19 protein-coding genes and 1 pseudogene are annotated in these 19,294 nt (G+C 39.4%); 13 read left to right on the top strand and 7 right to left on the bottom strand.

Features of this window, described 5'->3' with window-relative positions; genetic code table 11:
* The first annotated feature begins 1 nt into the window (after position 1).
* From AC5NT5_RS13120 to trmB, 4 genes are read left to right on the top strand one after another with little or no spacing between them, the layout of a single operon-like run.
* Positions 2–622, top strand: a complete 621-nt coding sequence (locus AC5NT5_RS13120) for a flavin prenyltransferase UbiX (protein WP_002961027.1) — start codon at positions 2–4, stop codon at positions 620–622.
* Complete coding sequence (locus tag AC5NT5_RS13115) at positions 622–1,551, top strand: ABC transporter ATP-binding protein (protein WP_494513984.1); 930 nt, start codon at positions 622–624, stop codon at positions 1,549–1,551. The genes AC5NT5_RS13120 and AC5NT5_RS13115 overlap by 1 nt, the downstream gene beginning before the upstream one ends.
* The gene (locus tag AC5NT5_RS13110; RefSeq protein WP_002961025.1) at positions 1,552–2,319 is read left to right on the top strand and encodes an ABC transporter permease; all 768 of its coding nucleotides are present in this window, start codon (positions 1,552–1,554) and stop codon (positions 2,317–2,319) included.
* On the top strand, positions 2,319–2,996 hold the full coding sequence (gene trmB / locus AC5NT5_RS13105) for a tRNA (guanine(46)-N(7))-methyltransferase TrmB (RefSeq protein WP_024603594.1): 678 nt from the start codon (positions 2,319–2,321) through the stop codon (positions 2,994–2,996). The genes AC5NT5_RS13110 and trmB overlap by 1 nt, the downstream gene beginning before the upstream one ends.
* A gap of 266 nt (positions 2,997–3,262) precedes the next feature.
* Here trmB and AC5NT5_RS13100 read toward each other — a convergent pair whose 3' ends face one another.
* The gene (locus AC5NT5_RS13100; protein ID WP_033020723.1) at positions 3,263–5,143 is read right to left on the bottom strand and encodes a bifunctional diguanylate cyclase/phosphodiesterase; all 1,881 of its coding nucleotides are present in this window, start codon (positions 5,141–5,143) and stop codon (positions 3,263–3,265) included.
* A gap of 532 nt (positions 5,144–5,675) precedes the next feature.
* On the opposite strand from AC5NT5_RS13100, the gene panP reads away from it, so the two are divergent.
* Positions 5,676–7,301, top strand: a complete 1,626-nt coding sequence (panP, locus tag AC5NT5_RS13095; RefSeq protein WP_002958981.1) for a pyridoxal-dependent aspartate 1-decarboxylase PanP — start codon at positions 5,676–5,678, stop codon at positions 7,299–7,301.
* A gap of 52 nt (positions 7,302–7,353) precedes the next feature.
* Here panP and serA read toward each other — a convergent pair whose 3' ends face one another.
* The 5 genes from serA to metK all read right to left on the bottom strand — a co-directional run bounded on the left by serA (position 7,354) and on the right by metK (position 11,790).
* Positions 7,354–8,583, bottom strand: coding sequence for a phosphoglycerate dehydrogenase (serA, locus tag AC5NT5_RS13090; RefSeq protein ID WP_024595232.1), 1,230 nt, complete (start codon positions 8,581–8,583; stop codon positions 7,354–7,356).
* 9 nt (positions 8,584–8,592) lie between these two features.
* Positions 8,593–9,246, bottom strand: a complete 654-nt coding sequence (gene rpiA, locus AC5NT5_RS13085) for a ribose-5-phosphate isomerase RpiA (RefSeq protein ID WP_002958979.1) — start codon at positions 9,244–9,246, stop codon at positions 8,593–8,595.
* A gap of 53 nt (positions 9,247–9,299) precedes the next feature.
* On the bottom strand, positions 9,300–9,896 hold the full coding sequence (locus AC5NT5_RS13080; RefSeq protein WP_182716857.1) for a 5-formyltetrahydrofolate cyclo-ligase: 597 nt from the start codon (positions 9,894–9,896) through the stop codon (positions 9,300–9,302).
* A gap of 18 nt (positions 9,897–9,914) precedes the next feature.
* Positions 9,915–10,463 (bottom strand): hypothetical protein, encoded by a 549-nt coding sequence (locus AC5NT5_RS13075; RefSeq protein ID WP_024595234.1) that lies wholly within the window; start codon positions 10,461–10,463, stop codon positions 9,915–9,917.
* A gap of 175 nt (positions 10,464–10,638) precedes the next feature.
* The gene (gene metK, locus AC5NT5_RS13070; RefSeq protein WP_002958976.1) at positions 10,639–11,790 is read right to left on the bottom strand and encodes a methionine adenosyltransferase; all 1,152 of its coding nucleotides are present in this window, start codon (positions 11,788–11,790) and stop codon (positions 10,639–10,641) included.
* 304 nt (positions 11,791–12,094) lie between these two features.
* On the opposite strand from metK, the gene tkt reads away from it, so the two are divergent.
* The 8 genes and pseudogenes from tkt to AC5NT5_RS13030 all read left to right on the top strand — a co-directional run bounded on the left by tkt (position 12,095) and on the right by AC5NT5_RS13030 (position 18,522).
* The gene (gene tkt / locus AC5NT5_RS13065; protein WP_076925203.1) at positions 12,095–14,086 is read left to right on the top strand and encodes a transketolase; all 1,992 of its coding nucleotides are present in this window, start codon (positions 12,095–12,097) and stop codon (positions 14,084–14,086) included.
* Between the two features lie 184 nt (positions 14,087–14,270).
* Positions 14,271–14,585, top strand: a complete 315-nt coding sequence (ppnP, locus tag AC5NT5_RS13060; RefSeq protein WP_494513985.1) for a pyrimidine/purine nucleoside phosphorylase — start codon at positions 14,271–14,273, stop codon at positions 14,583–14,585.
* 177 nt (positions 14,586–14,762) lie between these two features.
* Positions 14,763–15,119 (top strand): ribosome hibernation-promoting factor, HPF/YfiA family, encoded by a 357-nt coding sequence (hpf, locus tag AC5NT5_RS13055; RefSeq protein ID WP_007376058.1) that lies wholly within the window; start codon positions 14,763–14,765, stop codon positions 15,117–15,119.
* Positions 15,120–15,321: 202 nt separating this feature from the next.
* Positions 15,322–16,494 carry an NRAMP family divalent metal transporter gene (locus AC5NT5_RS13050; protein ID WP_494514103.1) on the top strand — a complete coding sequence of 391 codons (1,173 nt, stop codon included), beginning with the start codon at positions 15,322–15,324 and terminating at the stop codon, positions 16,492–16,494.
* Positions 16,495–16,617: 123 nt separating this feature from the next.
* Positions 16,618–17,052: a hypothetical protein gene (locus AC5NT5_RS13045; protein ID WP_494513986.1), complete on the top strand. Its 435-nt coding sequence runs from the start codon at positions 16,618–16,620 to the stop codon at positions 17,050–17,052.
* Between the two features lie 64 nt (positions 17,053–17,116).
* A complete protein-coding gene (locus tag AC5NT5_RS13040) occupies positions 17,117–17,323 on the top strand; it encodes a hypothetical protein (protein ID WP_303543807.1) in 207 nt (68 codons plus the stop codon).
* 22 nt (positions 17,324–17,345) lie between these two features.
* A pseudogene (locus tag AC5NT5_RS13035) lies at positions 17,346–17,800 on the top strand (GNAT family N-acetyltransferase).
* 278 nt (positions 17,801–18,078) lie between these two features.
* Positions 18,079–18,522 (top strand): hypothetical protein, encoded by a 444-nt coding sequence (locus AC5NT5_RS13030; RefSeq protein WP_494513987.1) that lies wholly within the window; start codon positions 18,079–18,081, stop codon positions 18,520–18,522.
* 348 nt (positions 18,523–18,870) lie between these two features.
* On the opposite strand, the gene AC5NT5_RS13025 is transcribed toward AC5NT5_RS13030, so the two are convergent.
* Entirely contained in the window at positions 18,871–19,293 is a 423-nt protein-coding gene (locus AC5NT5_RS13025) for a hypothetical protein (protein WP_494513988.1), read from the bottom strand.
* Position 19,294 lies beyond the last annotated feature (1 nt).

The following is a 19,294-nucleotide window of genomic DNA, read 5'->3' as shown; positions in this document are numbered from 1 at the left end:
TGTGCAATTTAAAGATAGAATTACGCTCGCTTTTAGTGGTGCATCGGGTGCGCCTTATGGGCTTAGGTTACTTGAAGTATTACTAGAGCAGCAATTTCAGGTCTACGTTCTCATTTCAAGTGCAGCACGCGTGGTGCTTGATACAGAATCAAATATTAAGCTCTCTGGAAATGAAGATAAAGCCACAGAGCAGTTAAGTACGCTGTTTAATGCCAAACCTGAACAACTAAAAGTATACGGTAAAGATAACTGGTTTAGTCCTGTGGCTTCGGGCTCTGCTGCTCCTAAAAAAATGGTAGTATGCCCATGTAGTGCCGGATCGGTTTCTGCAATTGCAGTGGGGGCGTCTGATAATTTATTAGAACGCGCCGCTGATGTGGTAATTAAAGAACGCGGACAGCTCATTTTAGTGCCTCGCGAAACACCATTTAACGAAATTCATTTAGAAAACATGCTTAAGTTATCTCGTTTAGGGGTAACAATTATGCCAGCCGCCCCTGGTTTTTATCATAAGCCACAAAGTATCGAAGACTTAGTTGATTTTATGGTTGCGAGAATTTTAGATCATTTAAATATTGAGCATAACCTAACAAAACGTTGGGGTTATGGTGAGGGTAAGTAATGAATAAGCAAAATATTGCTTTAAATATAGAAGGCCTTACCAAGGTTTATAAAAATGGTGTTGAGGCAATTAAAGGCGTTGATTTACAAGTTGAAGAGGGCGATTTTTTCGCTTTGCTTGGTCCAAATGGAGCCGGTAAATCAACCACTATTGGTGTTATTTCGTCACTTGTTAATAAAACAAAAGGCAAAGTAGAAGTTTTTGGCTGTGATATTGATACTGATTTAGAAGCTGCAAAAGCGCATTTAGGCCTAGTGCCGCAAGAGTTTAACTTTAGCCAGTTTGAAACGCTTAGCCAAATACTGGTTAACCAAGCTGGTTATTATGGTGTGCCACGTGGTGAAGCCCATAAACGTGCTGATAAATATTTAGCGCAGCTGGGTTTGTTAGAGAAAAAAGACAAGCAAGCACGTACGCTTTCAGGCGGAATGAAACGTCGATTAATGATTGCACGCGCCCTTATGCACGAGCCAAAATTACTTATACTTGATGAGCCAACAGCGGGTGTAGACATAGAGCTTCGTCGTTCAATGTGGGATTTTTTACGCCAAATAAATGAGCAAGGCGTTACTATTATTTTAACCACACACTACCTTGAAGAAGCTGAGTTACTGTGTAAAAACATAGCGATTATTGATTCTGGTCGAATTGTTGAAAACACCACCATTAAAGCACTGCTTGCAAAACTTGATAAAGAAACCTTTATTTTAGATTTAAAAATGCCAGCAAACCCTGTCACGCTTGAAGGTTATAAGTTTACGATGACGGACGATCATACTGTTGAAGTAGAAGTCGCTAAATCACAGGGCTTAAATGCGGTATTTAGCGCATTAACAACCCAAGAAAATACAGTATTGAGTATGCGAAATAAAGCAAACAGACTAGAAGAGTTATTTGTAGGATTACTAGAGCAAGGGCGGGGCGAATAAATGTTTAAATATGGCGTAGCCTTAAAGAGTTTATGGATTAAAGAGTGTATTCGTTTTTTACGTATCTGGGTACAAACCTTAGTGCCGCCAGCAATTACGATGAGCTTATATTTTGTTATTTTTGGTAACTTAATTGGTTCACGTATTGGTGATATGGGCGGCTTTAGTTATATGGAGTTTATTGTACCTGGCCTTATAATGATGTCGGTTATTACTAATTCCTATTCCAACGTAGCCTCTAGTTTTTACTCAACAAAATTTCAAAAAAGCATTGAAGAGCTTTTAGTTGCACCTGTGCCTAATTACATCATTGTACTGGGTTATATGGGCGGCGGTATGACGCGCGGTATTATGGTGGGCTTTATAGTTACTTGTGTATCGTTGTTATTTGTTGATATTCAAATTCATAATATTTTTGTAATTATGGCGACCGTTATTTTAACCTCAGCTGTGTTTGCTTTAGGTGGTTTAATTAATGCAATTTACGCAAATAGCTTTGACGATATAAGCATTATTCCCACCTTTATACTAACGCCATTAACTTACTTAGGCGGTGTATTTTATTCAATAACGTTATTGCCAGAATTTTGGCAAAACGTATCGCAAATAAATCCTATTATTTACATGGTAAATGCATTTCGCTATGGCTTTTTAGGTGTGTCGGATGTTGATTTAAGTGTAGCGCTAGGTGTTATTTTGGTGTTTATTACGGTGTTATTTACTTTAGCGCTAACTTTAATTAAAAAAGGTGTGGGGCTAAGACACTAATGAGTGATGCAAATTCACGTAGTATTGTATCTAATCAAGCGGGTATTCACGAAAAGCTTGATGAAATAGTAAATAAGCACTTAGATGCTGAATTTAAAAAGCCAATAGCAGCGCATACGCAAACTGCATTTGACGAGGTTAATGCTAAAGTACAAGCCTTTAGTGGCCCGCTTATTTTGGACTCGTGTTGTGGCGTGGGTGAAAGCTCAGCTAACTTAGCTAAGCGCCACCCTGATGCACTTATAGTTGGAATTGATAAATCTTCGCACCGATTAGATAAGCATGATGTTGAATATAAGCAAACCGACAGTGGTCAGTACATCTTAGTGCAAGCAGATTTAAATGACTTTTGGCGTTTAGCGGTAGCCGCCAATTGGCAACCTACGCACCATTATTTGTTGTATCCAAACCCGTGGCCTAAATCTAAGCATATTCGTAGGCGCTGGCATGGCGCAGCTATTTTTCCATTTATCGTTAAGTTAGGTGGAAAATTAGAAGTGCGCAGCAATTGGGATATTTACGTTAAGGAGTTTGCTCGGGCGCTTGAATTAACAGGCAACCCTTGCGATGTAACACTTTATGAGTCAGACGATGCAATTACGCCTTTTGAGCGTAAATACTGGGCCAGTGGCCAGCAAAGCCACCGACTCGTTATAAACTTACCTAGGGCGTGTTGACCTTTCGTGATTGATTTTGCAGCAGCATGTTTGGTTTTTAGGCAAGGCGGAGCCTATGTAGTGTGGTTATTCCCCATAAATAGGCGATAACGCAGCATAAAGACCAAACATGTGCTGCCCTTTGGGTTCTTTCTAGGGACGATTAACTCTTTGTTGCTCAGTTTTTACTTAGCCCACTAGGTTACAAACCTCGCGCCGCGATTTAATCGCCCCTAGATTGAACAAATTTCAATCCACAAAGATCAACACGCCCTGGTTAAAGTAAGTTAAAGTGCTAATTCTTCTGTAACCGTATTAACATGTGGCACTGGGTGGGCAAAATAGTTGCCTTGCATTAGTGTCACATTCGCCTTTTTAAGTGCGGTTACTATGGTTGTATTTTCTACCGATTCTGCCATTAATTGTAAACCAAGTTGATTAGCAAAGCTGGCTATATGCTCAATAAACAAGTAGATATCTTTGTCATTCACTATTTGCTTTATTAGTGCGCCATCTAATTTAATACCATCTACTTCAAGCTTAAGTACGTTTGATATATTTGAATAACCACTACCAAAGTCATCAATAATAACCTTAACGCCTTTTGTTTTAACCATTCCAATAAATGCTTTTACTTCAGAGAAGTTGGCAATAGCTTGGGTTTCTAAAAGCTCTAATGTGATATTACCAGGATGCGGGTAGCGCTTAAGTTCGTCCGCAATAAACTCACTTAAATTAGGGTCGAGCATATCTTGTGCTGTTATATTTAAACTCCAGCAAATATCGGTTTTTCTAAAGCGACTAACACATTGTGAAAATATAGTACGGGTAAGTATTCCGTCCATTCTTGAGCGGGTAACAACATTTAAAAATGCATCAGGTTTTAATACTTCCCCTTGCGCTGTTACCATTCGAGCTAAACATTCGTATTGAACGACCTTATTGGTATTTGTGTCAATAATGGGTTGAAAGTAAGGCACTATACGATTGTTATCAAACGCTTCTCGCACTTCTTTAGCCATTTCTACATTGTATTGATATTGCGTTTTTACATCGTGTAGCGCTTTTGAGTAGTTAACTACACTATGCCTGCCTTGTTTAGCTTGCAGCGCTGCTATATGAGCGTTTTCAAGTAGTAGCGATTTATTACCACTGGCAATACCTGCACATAGGGTTATGTAGATAAAAGGGTCAGTTAATACCGGTGTATTAAAGTTATATGTTTTTACGAGGTCGGTAAATTCGTCATTACTCATTTCCTTAGGCGCGAGTAATACTATTTTATTTGTTGCTAGTCTGTATATATGGCAATGCGTAGAGCTTCTAAGTTTAAAGTGAATAAGTAAGTTTTTCATTACCTTGTCACCCACTTCAGTGCCATAAAAACTGTTTATATCTTCTATTTCATTAACCCAAATAACGGCTAATTGCATGTGATGTGCATTACTTTTTTTAATAAAGTACTCAAGTGCAATATGATTTGAAAAACCAGTACTTGAGTCAGTTGCTAAAGACCGTTTTAGTAAATAAATATATATGGCGGCAACGAGTATCGCGATAAAAAAGAAGAAGCTAGCCATTGCAGCAGCTTTTGATACGCTTTCTTTAAGTTTCTCGTTTAAGTCATAAATAGTTATATCGGCACCCGTTAAATAGGTATTGCCGTTGATTGGGTCAACGTAAGGAATAAAAATTGTTTTAAAGTGGCCCCACTGATCGCTCGATATTTCAAATACTGGCTCTGTTGAATAAAAAGCACTTATATTTGCATCGGTAGCTTCAGGGTAGAGATCTAAAAATTGAGTTACCTTGCCATTATTCTGATCGTCTTGCGTGTAGCTTGATGAGCTAAAAAGCACCTTACCGTCTTTTAAAATCATTGAATAGACATAAGCAATATCAAGTGCTTGAGCAAACTCAGAGAGTTGTTTACTTTTATCTTGATAGTAAGAAAAACTTATATTATCGCCTTGATTAACCGCACTTAAATAATCGTCACCTAAAATATGTTTAACGCTGGTGGCGGCATTAAGTAAGCGATTATCAACCGACTGCATTATTTCAGCACGCGTGGTTTGGTAAGTGTAGTAAACGTAGGTTAGCAAGCTTATTAAAAACAAGCTAAAGCCTGCCACTATCCAACTAACTTTGACTCTTCCTTCTGGCATATGTGTCCCTTTTTTGTTATCAAATTTATTATACCCAAAATAAGTAAATGCCCAATAAATAATTAGGTTTGGTAGAGTTTTAATTAGGGTCTGTTTATCTTTGCGGATTATAATTTGTTCAAACTAGGGGCGATTTAATCGCGGCGCGAGATTTGTAACCTAGTGGTCTAAGTAAAAACCGAGCAACAAAGAGTAAATAGACCCTAGGCAGAACCCTTTGGGCAGCGCCTGTTTGGCATTAATGCTACGTTATCGCCTATTTATGGGGAATAACCACACTACATAGGCGCTGCCTTGCCTAAATACCAAACAGGCTGCTGAAAATTTAACCTTGAAAGATAAATAGACCCTAAATTATCATTTTTTTGTCATCGCTTTGATTGCTTTTATAGGTTTAAACGAGACATTTTAGTTATATTGCAGTAAAGTTAGCGCAATTTTTAAAGAAACACGATTGCTCCAAATGTCCTAATAAGTAGGCGTTTTTGATCGGTAAGCGCGTGTTTTAGCTACACACACACTAGGTATTAAGATGGATCAAAAGCGTTGTGCCGTCGCCTCTAAAGAAAGCCTTAAGCGTATATTTACTGTACCTGAAGCGCCAGACTCAACTTTAAGCAAAATCGAGCTTGAAATTTCGAGTAATTTAGCAGGTTTTCTAAACGAAAATATAGCGGCAATTGAAAAACCATTACATGAAATAGAAAAAGATTTTCAATCGGCAGTGATCCCAGAAGATCCAACGTTTGTCTCTGCTTATGCCCAAGACATAATGGAGCAACTTGTTGCACATTCTGTGCATACAGCTGCGCCTAGTTTTATTGGTCACATGACCTCTGCCTTGCCGCACTTTTTATTACCGCTGTCAAAATTGATGGTAGGGCTAAATCAAAATCTAGTAAAAATAGAAACATCTAAAGCGTTTACGCCTCTTGAGCGTCAAGTGCTTGGGATGATGCATCATTTAGCTTATGGGCAAGAAGACTCATTTTATTCTAAATGGATGCACAGTGCTAAAACCTCATTAGGTGCATTTTGCTCTGGTGGTACGGTTGCTAATATTACTGCGCTTTGGATTGCGCGAAACCGCTTATTAAAACCTGATGGCGATTTTAGAGGTATAGGTGCACAAGGCTTAATTGCTGGTATGCTGCATTACGGTTATAAAGGTTTAGCGGTATTAATATCAGAACGCGGGCATTACTCGTTAGGTAAATCGGTTGATTTACTCGGCATTGGTCGCGATAACTTAATTGGTATTAAAACCTGTGAAAATAATAAAGTCGATGTAACAGCTATGCGCGAAAAAGCACGTGAGCTTGAAGCGCAAGGTATTAAAGTAATGGCGATTATTGGGGTCGCGGGGACAACCGAAACCGGTAATATTGACCCACTTGATGAAATGGCCGACTTAGCACAAGACATTAACTGCCATTTTCATGTAGATGCAGCATGGGGGGGAGCGACCCTTTTATCGAGTACGCACCGTCCTTTACTAAAAGGGATTGAGCGAGCAGATTCAATTACCATCGATGCACATAAACAAATGTATGTACCAATGGGAGCGGGTTTGGTTTTATTTAAAGACCCCGCTGCAACTGATGCAATAGAACATCACGCTGAGTATATATTACGTAAAGGTTCAAAAGACTTAGGTAGCCACACGCTTGAAGGCAGCCGACCTGGTATGGCAATGTTAGTACATGCTTGCTTACGTGTTATTGGTCGTAAAGGTTACGAAATGCTGATTGATCGAAGCATCAAAAAAGCACATTACTTTGCTGATTTAATTAAGGCTGATGAAGACTTTGAGCTTATTTCGGAGCCTGAGTTGTGCTTATTAACGTATCGTTATGTACCTAAGCAAATTAAACAAGCAATAGCCGATGCAGATGCTGCAACTCGGTTAGATATTTTTGCTTCACTGAACCGTTTTACTGCCAGTATGCAAAAGCGTCAACGCGAGTCTGGTCGCTCATTTGTATCACGTACACGCTTAACGCCTTCTAAATACGACAATCAACCAACGGTTGTATTTAGAGTGGTTCTTGCTAACCCGCTTACTTCAGGCGCTATTTTAAAAGAGATATTAGCTGAGCAAAAAGAGTTGGCTGCAACAGATCCGGTATTCAAAAAATACTTGAGAAAGTATATGTAATCTAAATACAAAAAAGGGTCCATAAGGACCCTTTTTTAATATCAAAGAATGGTTAATGTAAAATACGTGCTCTAATTGTACCCTCAACAGCGCTCAGTTCTTTAAGTGCTACTTCAGATTGATCTGTATCAACATCAATAACTACATAACCAATAGATGCGTCTGTTTGTAGGTATTGCGCAGCAATATTAATACCGTGCTGTGCAAACGCTTGGTTAATTTGCGTTAGTACACCTGGGCGGTTGTGGTGTACGTGTAATAAACGGCTACGATTAGCAAGCTCAGGTAGCGATACTTCAGGGAAGTTAACCGCAGTAATAGTTGAGCCATTATCTGAATATTTAGCCAATTTACCCGCTACTTCAATACCAATGTTTTCTTGCGCTTCTTGTGTAGAACCACCAATGTGCGGCGTTAAAATAACATTGTCGAATTGGCGCAGTGGCGATACAAATTCTTCATCGTTAGATTTTGGCTCAGTAGGGAACACATCGATTGCTGCACCACTTAGTTTTTTCTCTGTAAGCGCTTCTGCAAGAGCATCAATATCAACAACAGTTCCGCGTGATGCATTGATCAAAATAGACCCCTGCTTCATAACTGCAAGTTCTGCTGTACCAATAAGGTTTTTAGTTTGCGGTGTTTCTGGTACATGTAAGCTAATAATATCAGAGCGTTGTAACAGCTGAGTAAGGTTATGAACTTGTGTTGCATTGCCCAGTGATAACTTATCTTCGATATCGTAAAACTCCACGTTCATACCGATATTTTCAGCCATAATACCTAGCTGAGTACCAATGTGACCGTAGCCAATAATACCTAATGTTTTACCACGTGCTTCAAACGAACCATTTGCTGTTTTTAACCAGCCACCACGATGAGCCGCTGCATTACGCTCTGGAATACCACGTAATAAAAGTAGAATTTCGCCAAGTACAAGTTCAGCAACTGAACGAGTATTAGAAAATGGAGCGTTAAATACAGCAATACCACGTTCGCGTGCTGCATCTAAATCAACTTGGTTTGTACCAATACAAAAACAACCAATAGCAACTAGCTTTTCAGCTGAGTCTAATACGGCTTGGTTAATATGAGTACGAGAACGAAGTCCTACAAAGTGAACATCTTTAATGCGCTCTTTAAGCTCGTCCTCAGGTAAGGATGTTTTAACGTAGTCAATATTGCTGTAACCGTTACGTTTTAGCGTTTCAACAGCGCTTTGGTGAACACCTTCAAGCAAGAGAATTTTAATTTTGTCTTTTGCTAACGATACCTTACTCATAACCTCATCCTATTTAATTTGTGGCCCATTTTTGGTACCGATAATCACTTTATCAGCACCTCGCATCGCAAATAGGCCGTTGGTAACTACGCCAACAATTGAATTGATTTGTGTTTCAAGTTGTTTGGCATTGGTAATTTTTAAGTTAAATACATCTAATATAACGTTACCATTATCGGTAACTACGCCTTGGCGATAAACAGGGTCACCACCAAGTTTTAATAATTCTCGTGCAACGTAGCTGCGCGCCATTGGAATAACTTCTACCGGAAGCGGGAAGTCGCCCAATGTATCTACCAGCTTTGTGTCATCAACAATACACACAAACTGTTTTGCAACTGCTGCTACTATTTTTTCACGTGTTAGCGCTGCGCCGCCGCCTTTAATCATTTCGTTTTGAGCGTTTATTTCGTCAGCGCCGTCAACGTATACATCTAAAGCATCAACGTTATTAAGTTCAAACACTTCAATACCTAACGCTTCCAAACGTGCAGTTGACGCTTCTGAGCTTGATACAGCGCCTACAATAGTGTCCTTTACTGAGCCAAGGGCATCAATAAAGTGATTAACAGTAGAGCCTGTACCGACACCTACAATGGTGTTTTCTTTTACAAACTCGAGTGCTGCCCAGGCAGCTGCTTTTTTTAATTCGTCTTGTGTCATTGCTTTGTGCTCATGTATGTCAGAAATATGCGGCTAGTAACCAAAATTAAATGTTACCAACAGTATGTTTTATCTGGGGTGATAATGGTTTCAAGTGGTACGTCCCATGACTCGATTGGTAGAGCATCAACTTTTTGGCATTCATGTGCAAGGCCAATTAGTTGCGGTTTTTGCCAATTTTGTTCATGTAAACGTGCCAATGTCCGGTCGTAAAACCCACCTCCCATTCCTAGGCGATTACCTTGTTTATCAAATGCCACTAATGGCATAAGGAGGTAATCAAGCGCTGGTAATGGGCATATTTGAGAGCAGTTCAGCTTAGGCTCCAAGATACCATAGCGATTTGCCCTCATGGGTGAGTTTTTCTCATAGCGCTGAAATAGTAAATTAGCGCCATTGAATGGGTGTATTATAGGTAGATAAACAGCATGGTTTAAGTTCCATAATTCTTTAATTAACAATGAAGTGTCTAGTTCTCCGTCGTTACTTAAATAAATGGCAATATGCTTTGAATTCGTTATGTTTTCGCTTTTTAAGTGTTGAATAAAATTCATTTTTAGCGATTGCGCAGCAATTATTTGCTGATTATTTGACAAGTTTTTACGGGTGTTACGAATTTCAGCTCTTATTTGTGCGCGTTCATTGCTCATTAAACTAATTAGCCATTTTTAAAAAGAGAATAAATCGGGAAAAATTAAAAAAACAGCAAGTACAACTAGCAAAATGGTGGCAGTTGCAATCAATGAATATAAAAGTAAGTTACTGCGTTTTTTAGGAGTAGCTAAATCCTCATCTAGCATTAGGTCGTCATTTTGCCATTCGTCTACACTTTCGTCTGGTGTATTTAATTGAGCTTCAGGAAGGCGTTGCTCTAGCTCATCTAGCTTTTCTTCAAGGCGTATTAAGCTGCTAGTGATGTAATCAAGTGCATCAAAAATACGTTCATCACGTTGGTTGTTATTTGCAGCTGCGGGGGAGCTATTTTGAATCGCATTTGAAACAGCTTGCAGCTTACTTTTAATACCTAGGCTTGCTAATAACTTAGTCTGTTTTAACGCTTTGTCTTTATCGCTTGGCGCAAACAGCGGCTTACCTTTAAAAAAAAGAGCTACTTTTTCATCTGACGTTTTTAATTTTGCAGCTAAGTTTGCGCACGCTGTTTTTATGTCAACGTTATCGGCAAGTCCTGCAAATATAACGCGAAAGTTATCGGCCATTTAACTATCCCTAAAGCTTTTATAATGAAATGAGTATATACCTAAAGTACAAAAGAATTCGAGGTCGATTTTATAGTTATTTTGTAGACGCACTACAAACAATGTAACTGATAAGTTTTAGATACAAAAACGGCCCTATTAAGGGCCGTTTTTAATTTACTTCAACACTTTTAGCTTAAAGGCCAGCAGCTGCACGAAGTGCATCAGCTTTATCTGTACGTTCCCAAGGGAATTCGTCACGACCAAAGTGGCCGTAAGCCGCTGTAGGAAGGTAGATAGGGCGCTCTAAATCAAGCATTTGAATTAAGCCGTAAGGGCGCAGGTCAAAGTGTTCACGAATAAGCTCGATTAAACGGCTTTCTTCTAACTTGCTTGTACCAAACGTTTCAACGCTGATAGATGTAGGCTCTGCAACACCGATTGCGTAAGAAACTTGTAATTCACATTTATCAGCAAGGCCAGCCGCAACTACGTTTTTAGCAACGTAACGTGCAGCGTATGCAGCTGAGCGGTCAACTTTTGATGGATCTTTACCAGAGAAAGCACCACCACCGTGACGAGCCATACCACCGTATGTATCAACGATGATTTTACGACCTGTTAAACCACAATCGCCCATTGGTCCGCCAATTACAAAGCGACCCGTTGGGTTAATGAAAAATTTAGTCGCGCTTGTAATAAGCTCTGCAGGAAGTACCGGCTTGATGATAGTCTCCATCACCGCTTCTACTAAATCTTTTTGCGAAATGTCTTCGCTGTGCTGAGTAGATAGTACTACTGCATCAATACCTACTGGCTTACCATTTTCGTATGCAAAAGTAACTTGAGATTTTGCATCTGGACGTAACCAGTTAAGCTCGCCGCTTTTACGTACTTGCGCTTGGCGCTGTACTAAACGGTGTGAGTAAGTAATTGGCGCAGGCATTAGTACTTCTGTTTCGTTACATGCGTAACCAAACATAAGACCTTGGTCGCCAGCACCTTGTTCTTCTGGGCTAGTACGGTCAACACCTTGGTTAATGTCAGGAGACTGTTTACCAATAGTGTTTAAAATTGCACATGAATCTGCATCGAAACCCATGTCTGAATGCGTGTAGCCAATTTCACGTACTGTTTTACGTGTAATTTCTTCAATATCAACCCATGCGCTAGTAGTGATTTCACCACCAACCATAACCATACCTGTTTTTACGTAAGTTTCGCACGCAACACGGGCATGAGAGTCTTGCTCTAGGATAGCATCAAGTACCGCATCAGAGATTTGATCGGCGATTTTATCCGGATGACCTTCAGAAACTGATTCAGAAGTAAATAAATGTTTTGCCATTGTAATTCTGCTCACAAATATTGCGCTTCACAAACGTCGGTATTAGCGCTAAAAAATTAAGGGGCGTATTTTATCGAAAACAAAACACCTTGCATAGTGTTTTTACGCCTAGACGTCTAAATAAAATTACTAATAACTTTTTGGTCTTAAAAAATATTCATAATGCCTCACTTTTATAGGGTTTTTAATTGCACACAGCCCCCACAATAAGTAAGAATGGTCGATATAAACAAACCCAAGTTACTTGGGTGCATAAACAAACACATAAATACCCGCGCAAATACACATAAAGGTAGGAGAATTCATGCCATCTCGCAAAGAACTTGCAAATGCTATTCGCGTCTTGTCAATGGACGCAGTACAAAAGGCCAAATCTGGTCACCCTGGAGCCCCTATGGGCATGGCTGATATCGCAGAAGTATTATGGCGCGATTATCTAAAACACAACCCAACAAATCCAGAGTGGGCTGACCGTGACAGATTTATTCTTTCAAACGGCCACGGTTCAATGCTTATCTATTCTCTATTGCATCTAAGTGGTTACGATTTACCACTGGACGAAATTAAAAACTTCCGTCAAATGCATTCTAAAACACCAGGTCACCCTGAATATGGCTATGCACCAGGAATCGAAACTACTACGGGTCCATTAGGTCAAGGGATCACAAATGCCGTAGGTATGGCAATTGCTGAAAAAGCGCTAGCTGCACAGTTTAACCGCGAAGGTCACGATATTGTTGATCACTTTACCTATGCATTTATGGGCGATGGCTGCCTTATGGAAGGTATTTCTCATGAAGCTGGTTCACTTGCAGGCACATTAGGTCTGGGTAAACTTGTTGCATTTTGGGATGACAACGGCATTTCAATCGATGGTGAAGTAGAAGGTTGGTTTACAGATGACACGCCAGCTCGCTTTAAAGCATACGGTTGGCATGTAATTAGTGGTGTTGATGGCCACGACAGCGATGCTATAAGTGCTGCAATTGCAGAAGCTAAAAGTGTTACCGATAAACCATCACTAATTTGTTGTAAAACAATTATTGGTTACGGCTCACCTAATAAATCTGGTAGCCACGATTGTCACGGTGCACCACTAGGTGATGACGAAATTAAAGCGTCTCGCGAATTCTTAGGTTGGACTGGCGATGCGTTCGAAATTCCTGATGATATTTACGCACAATGGGATAGCAAAGAAAAAGGTCAGCAGCTTGAATCAAGCTGGGACGAAAAATTTGCAGCATACGCAAAAGCATACCCAGAGCTTGCAGCTGAATATAAGCGTCGTATTAATAACGAACTGCCTGGCGATTGGGCTGAAAAATCTCAAGCGTACATTGAGCAATTACAAGCAAACCCTGCAAACCCAGCGTCTCGTAAAGCATCGCAAAATGCATTAAACGCATTTGGTCCGTTATTACCAGAATTTATGGGTGGCTCAGCCGATTTAGCAGGCTCAAACTTAACAATTTGGGATGGCTCTAAAGGTTTAACACACGACGATGCAAGCGGTAACTACATTTACTACGGTGTACGTGAGTTTGGTATGTCGGCAATTATGAATGGTATTGCCCTTCATAAAGGCTTTATTCCTTACGGTGCTACGTTCTTAATGTTTGTTGAATATGCAAAAAATGCCGTACGTATGGCTGCATTAATGAAGCAACCAAGCATTTTTGTATACACGCACGATTCAATCGGTTTAGGTGAAGATGGTCCAACTCACCAACCAGTAGAGCAAATTGCAAGCATGCGTTTAACGCCTAACTTATACAACTGGCGCCCATGTGACCAAGTTGAGTCGGCAATTGCATGGCAACAAGCTATTGAGCGTAAAGACGGTCCTACATCGTTAATCTTTACTCGCCAAGGTCTTGAGCAACAAGCGCGTGACGCACAGCAATTAGCAGACGTTAAAAAGGGTGGTTACATCCTTAGCTGTGACGGCAACCCTGAAATTATTTTCATTGCGACGGGCTCTGAAGTGCAACTAGCACAAGATTCAGCAACTGAGCTACGCAGCCAAGGTAAAAAGGTACGTGTTGTATCTATGCCATGTACTGATGCCTTTGAAGATCAAAGCGCAGAGTACAAAGAAAGCGTATTACCGGCATCTGTTACACGCCGCGTAGCAGTAGAAGCAGGTATTGCTGACTACTGGTACAAGTACGTAGGTCTAAATGGCGCAGTAGTAGGTATGACTACCTTTGGTGAGTCGGCACCTGCTGGTGAGCTGTTTGAGCACTTTGGTTTTACAGTGGCAAACATTGTAAGCAAAGCAAACGAGCTTTTTTAATCGCTTTGATTAAATAAAGTAAGTAATTGAAAAACCCGCACATGTTGCGGGTTTTTTTATGCCCTTACATGAAGCAACTTCACCTTGAACAATGCTGCTTTCCTTGCAAGAAAGTAAGCTATCAGGCAAGGTAGTGCGATAAAATTTATAAATAAAAATCTTAAATTAATAGCAGGAGCTAAAAATGCCAAAGTTCGATAACGTAAGTGTAGTAAAAAAAGCCAATGTATATTTTGACGGAAAAGTGTCAAGTCGTACCGTTATTTTAGGTGATGGCGAAGCGAAAACGTTAGGCTTTATGCAACCAGGTGAGTTTGTTTTTGATACAAACCAAAAAGAGTGCATGGAGCTTTTAGCTGGCCAATGGGATATTTTATTACCAGGGGCAAGTGATTGGAAAACATTTAACGCAGGTGAATCGTTTAATGTTGATGCAAATGTAAGCTTTAAAGTAAAAGTATCTGATTTTGCTGACTACTGTTGTTCGTACACAGATTAATCAATACAGCTAGACGTCTGAAAGCCCATGCACTATGGGCTTTGCATAAATTTTGCGCAACGTATGATTTAAATCACCAAAAACCGCAAATAAACCTCAAATATCTCTCTTTTTTCCTTGTGTTAATCTAAATAGCCCCCAATACTATTTATGAGGTAACAAATAAAAGGATACCCTATGAAAATTAATCTTTCTGGTCACCATGTTGAAGTTACTGACTCTATTAGAGAGCACATCAACGAAAAATTTTCAAAAATCGAGAGCCACTTTCCATCGCTTATTGCACTCGATATTATTTTGTCTAAAGAGCATCATAAAATCCAAGCTGAAATTAGCACTAATTACGAAGGCACGCGCATATCGGTAAAAGGGGAAAACGAAGTTATGTACCCAGCCATTGCAAGCGCAGCTAAAAAACTCGATGCGGCACTAAAACATCGAAAAGGGCAGATAAAAGCAAACTTACACGAAAAGCCTGTTAGCACTACACCTGAAATCGCACACGAGATCATCCAAGAGATGGATCTTAAATAAAATTTAGTTCCAAAGTATTGTAAAAAAGAGCCGTATGGCTCTTTTTTATTGCCTGTAATTTAGGTAAGTTATGCGTTCTTGCAGTTTATTAATCAAAAAAATTAATAAAAGCAGCGTATAACACACATATTTTGAGAAATTAATGCACACAACAAAAGCAGTATGGAAGTCTCGACTAGGTGCGCTTGGACCTGGAATACTCATGGCAACAGCCGCTATTGGCGGATCTCACCTAGTTGCCTCTACGCAAGCTGGAGCAATATTTGGTTGGCAACTATTTTGGCTTATCCTCGTTGTTAATGTTTTAAAATATCCGTTTTTTCGCTTTGGTATGGAATACACACTCGCGACTAAAAATAGCCTAGTGGAGGGCTATAAGAGTAAAGGCCCGTTTTATTTTTACAGCTTTATTGGCTTAAACATTGTAGCCGCTGTTGTTAATACCGCTGGCGTATTACTGCTTACCGCAAGCTTACTGCATTACGCCTTACCTGTGGTTATCGAAGTAACCTTACTTTGTTGGATGCTGCTCGGTGTATGTTTAGTTATATTACTACTTGGACACTTTAAAGCGCTAGATAACGTTGCCAAAGGCATTATGGGGCTGCTTACGCTCGCTACTTTGATTGCCCTTGCCATTGCATTTAGTAACGGCCCAATGGCACCTGCTGATTATGTGGGTCCTTCACCGTATGAACTTGCCATGCTTAGCTTTATGGTGGCTTTAATGGGCTGGATGCCAGCACCTATCGAAATATCTGCATTAAGTTCTTTATGGCTAAAAGAAAAACAAGCGCAGCAAACAGTTTCTAAAAGCCAAGGCTTGTTCGATTTTAACGTAGGTTACTGGCTTACAGCTGGCTTAGCCTTGGTATTTTTTAGCTTAGGTGTATTAGTGCAGTACGGGCAAACCAGTAGTATAGAACTCGGCGGTGTCGCGTTTGCCAAGCAGCTTATTGATATGTACGCATTAACAATAGGCGAGTGGGCAAGGCCGCTTGTATCAGCAATCGCCTTTTTATGTATGTTTGGCACTACACTCACCGTGCTTGATGGCTACGCCCGTACGCTTAGCGAATCTCATAAACTACTTGGCTTTGGGCAATCAAAACACAGCTTAAATATTTGGTTAATACTACAAGCATTTGCCGGTATGGCCGTTATTTTATTTTTTAAATCAGCCCTTGGCCCCATGCTTACGTTTGCTATGACACTTTCATTTGTTACAACGCCTGTATTTGCATGGCTCAACTTTAGCCTTGTGCGATCAGAGCCTGCTATTAAGCATAGCGTTTTACTACGTAGTTTAACGTGGTTAGGTTTGGTGTATTTAGTAGGATTTGCCGTTGCGTTTGTAGTGTGGAAGTTGATGTGATTTTAGGTTTGAGGTACAAACCAAACGATCTCTGCAAATGTCGACTAGTGTGGACCACGATAGCCTGCGGTGGGCGAGAATTAGCCTGTCAAAAGTAATAGCTAGGTGAAAAAGATGATCATAATGGAAAGCCAAGTATTTAAGACAATCCCTAAGTCTCCAGAACAGAGCTATATCTTTTTAAATAATACGCAAACAGATAAAGTTGTTGATGGTACTTATTTGGAGCTTTGTATTAAAGCCGGTTGTAAATACCTTGTCTTTATGACGGATGATACTCCTTACGAGGATATGCTTCATATCCATCTCTTAAATGAGTGCCTTGATATTGTTGATTCAGCTACGATTGGTAGCATGTATTCAACGGGAACTTTTCGAAATTATAATATTCAAAACTCGAACACGTTAACTTTTCATTTTATTGGCGATGCTAAATGGAAAATAGAAATACTAGATAGCAAGGAGTTCTTACTTCCTCTTGTTTCTTCACTTAAAGGAGTTTCGAGAAAGAATATTTTTTATCAATATTTTAAAATTTATAGTAATCCTTCGTTATAAACCTTGTAACTTTAAATTGTCTTAGGTAATCATTATTTTATGTTTAATCTACAAGGAAGAAACTATGATATTTAATATGCTCATTATAGACAACTTCGCATCATTTTATGATGAGGATAAAGAAGTACATATTTTTATTGATAGTTTTGATAATCAAAAGTTTGAGATGCGAATAGGGGACTTAGAACACTCGAAATCAGTCGGTAGTGTTTTAGCTTCTAGTAATGATGAGTTAAATATAAAGTTATTAGCGCTTTATATTAAATATTAATACACGAAAAAATGAGCTGTAAATGGAAATAAGAACAGGCGAGCTTTCAAACCCATACGTGATAAAGTTACTACAGGCGCATCATAACGATATGCTAAAGCACTCACCTGTTGAGAGCGTACATGCACTTGATGTGAGTAAACTCACTCAGCCGATATAACTTTTTATAGCTTATGGATTGATAATAATTTAGCGGGTGTTGGCGCTTTAAAAACGCTAAATACAACGCATGGCGAAATTAAATCAATGCGCACATCAAGCAACTATTTACGCCAAGGCACAGCCGCTAAGTTACTCACGCATCTTATTGAGCAATCCACTTTGCGAGGTTACAAAAAGTTAAGGTTAGAGACCGGCACGGCAAAGGCATTTTTGCCCGCACAAAAGCTTTACACTCAATTTGGTTTTAAAGAATGCGAACTATTTGGTGATTATGAGTTAGATCCTTACAGCTTGTTTATGAGTAAAGCGCTTTGAATGAAATGAACGAGGAAGTAACGTTTTATAATTATATGATTTAAATATTACCTGCATGGCAGCTCAGAGCGTGAAGCGGTAATTCAGGAGGTTTGCCGTCAGATAAGTAAGACTAAGAGGATACTTTCCCCTTTTCTAGATGACGAAATAACCCATATATATAGCTAGCAATAACTTATGTTTTTTGCTATTGATATAAGCTCATAAAATAGGGACGCTTTCGCGCTAAAATAAGGAAGGCGCCCTTTAATAAAGCTATTAGCAATCAAGGAGATATTTTGGGTTTTCAAGCTTTAATGGAAATTGTTGGCGCTATCGGGATTAGTCTTGGTGGTGGCGCTGTATTAGTCTTCGCTCTATCTAAGTGGCTAGGGGATTTATGGGCTAAGAAAATCTTAGAAAATGAAAGAGCCAATGTAACAAGAGAATATGAGTTATTAGTTAGGCGCAGAGATGTATACACCAACCTGATGATTGCTATGCGTGTGTTTGTAAACTCAGGAAATTCAGCGTCTCCGCAAGAAAAAGCTGACTTTTTAAAAGCTTACGACCTTGCTGCTCTTTGGGCTAGTGAAGATGTAGTAATTCAGATGTCCAAGTTTATTGATTCATTGATAAAAAGGAACGCATCAAAAGAAGAGTTTTTAGCATGCATTAGTGAAATGCGTAAAGATTGCGGCTTCCCTAACACGAAATATGAGCACAAAGTAGTATATTTTTGATGGCTAACAGAGCGTTAGGTTGTAAGGCGGTAAGTCGGGTTGTTTCTAGTAAATTCATCATTTTCGTCGGATGGCGTGGCTTTGCCACTTATCCGACATACGTCAAAAGGTAGGTTGGTTAAGCCGAAGGCGCCACCCAACAGAGTTTCAGATACACGCCTAGAAGGTTAGCTGCAGGAACTGAGCTGTCGTTAATTCGCATCTAACTCAGCTCTTTTATCGCTCCACTGACCCCATCTAAACTAAGCGCATACATGCGGTTGTTCATTAGCTTTTTTATAAAGCCAATTGATTGATAGTGCAGCCAATGCTCAACGAGTTGTGAGTTTAGCCAATCTAGCCTAATTGTTACTCATTTGAGTAAACAACAATTTCATCAGAATTTGGTAATTTATAAAATCCTACATTTTTTGATTGCTTACCCATGAAATCAATAACATATTTCATCTCTGCAATTGTTCTTACTGTAGAAAATTTATCTTTAAAACATGCTGAGAATTCGTACGTGAAAGATGTTGACTGATCATAACCTCCCAGCTCTAAAAGGTTATATTCAGTAAAGGGATCTGGTCCTAAAATTTGATGAGAGGTAATAAAAGGCACCCTAGAGTCTTGTGATTTCCAATCATTCAAGCATTTAGCTTCAACATTGCTTGCTAATAAATAAATGCTTTTATCCTTTTTAGAGTCACTTATAAAGATAGTTATAAAAACCAAATTTATAATAAGTGATGCAAACAAAATTAATTTTAATATATTTCTATTATTCACT

The organism is Pseudoalteromonas sp. J2K-J599 (assembly GCF_059295115.2).
This window is presented reverse-complemented; position numbering and strand designations above follow the sequence as displayed.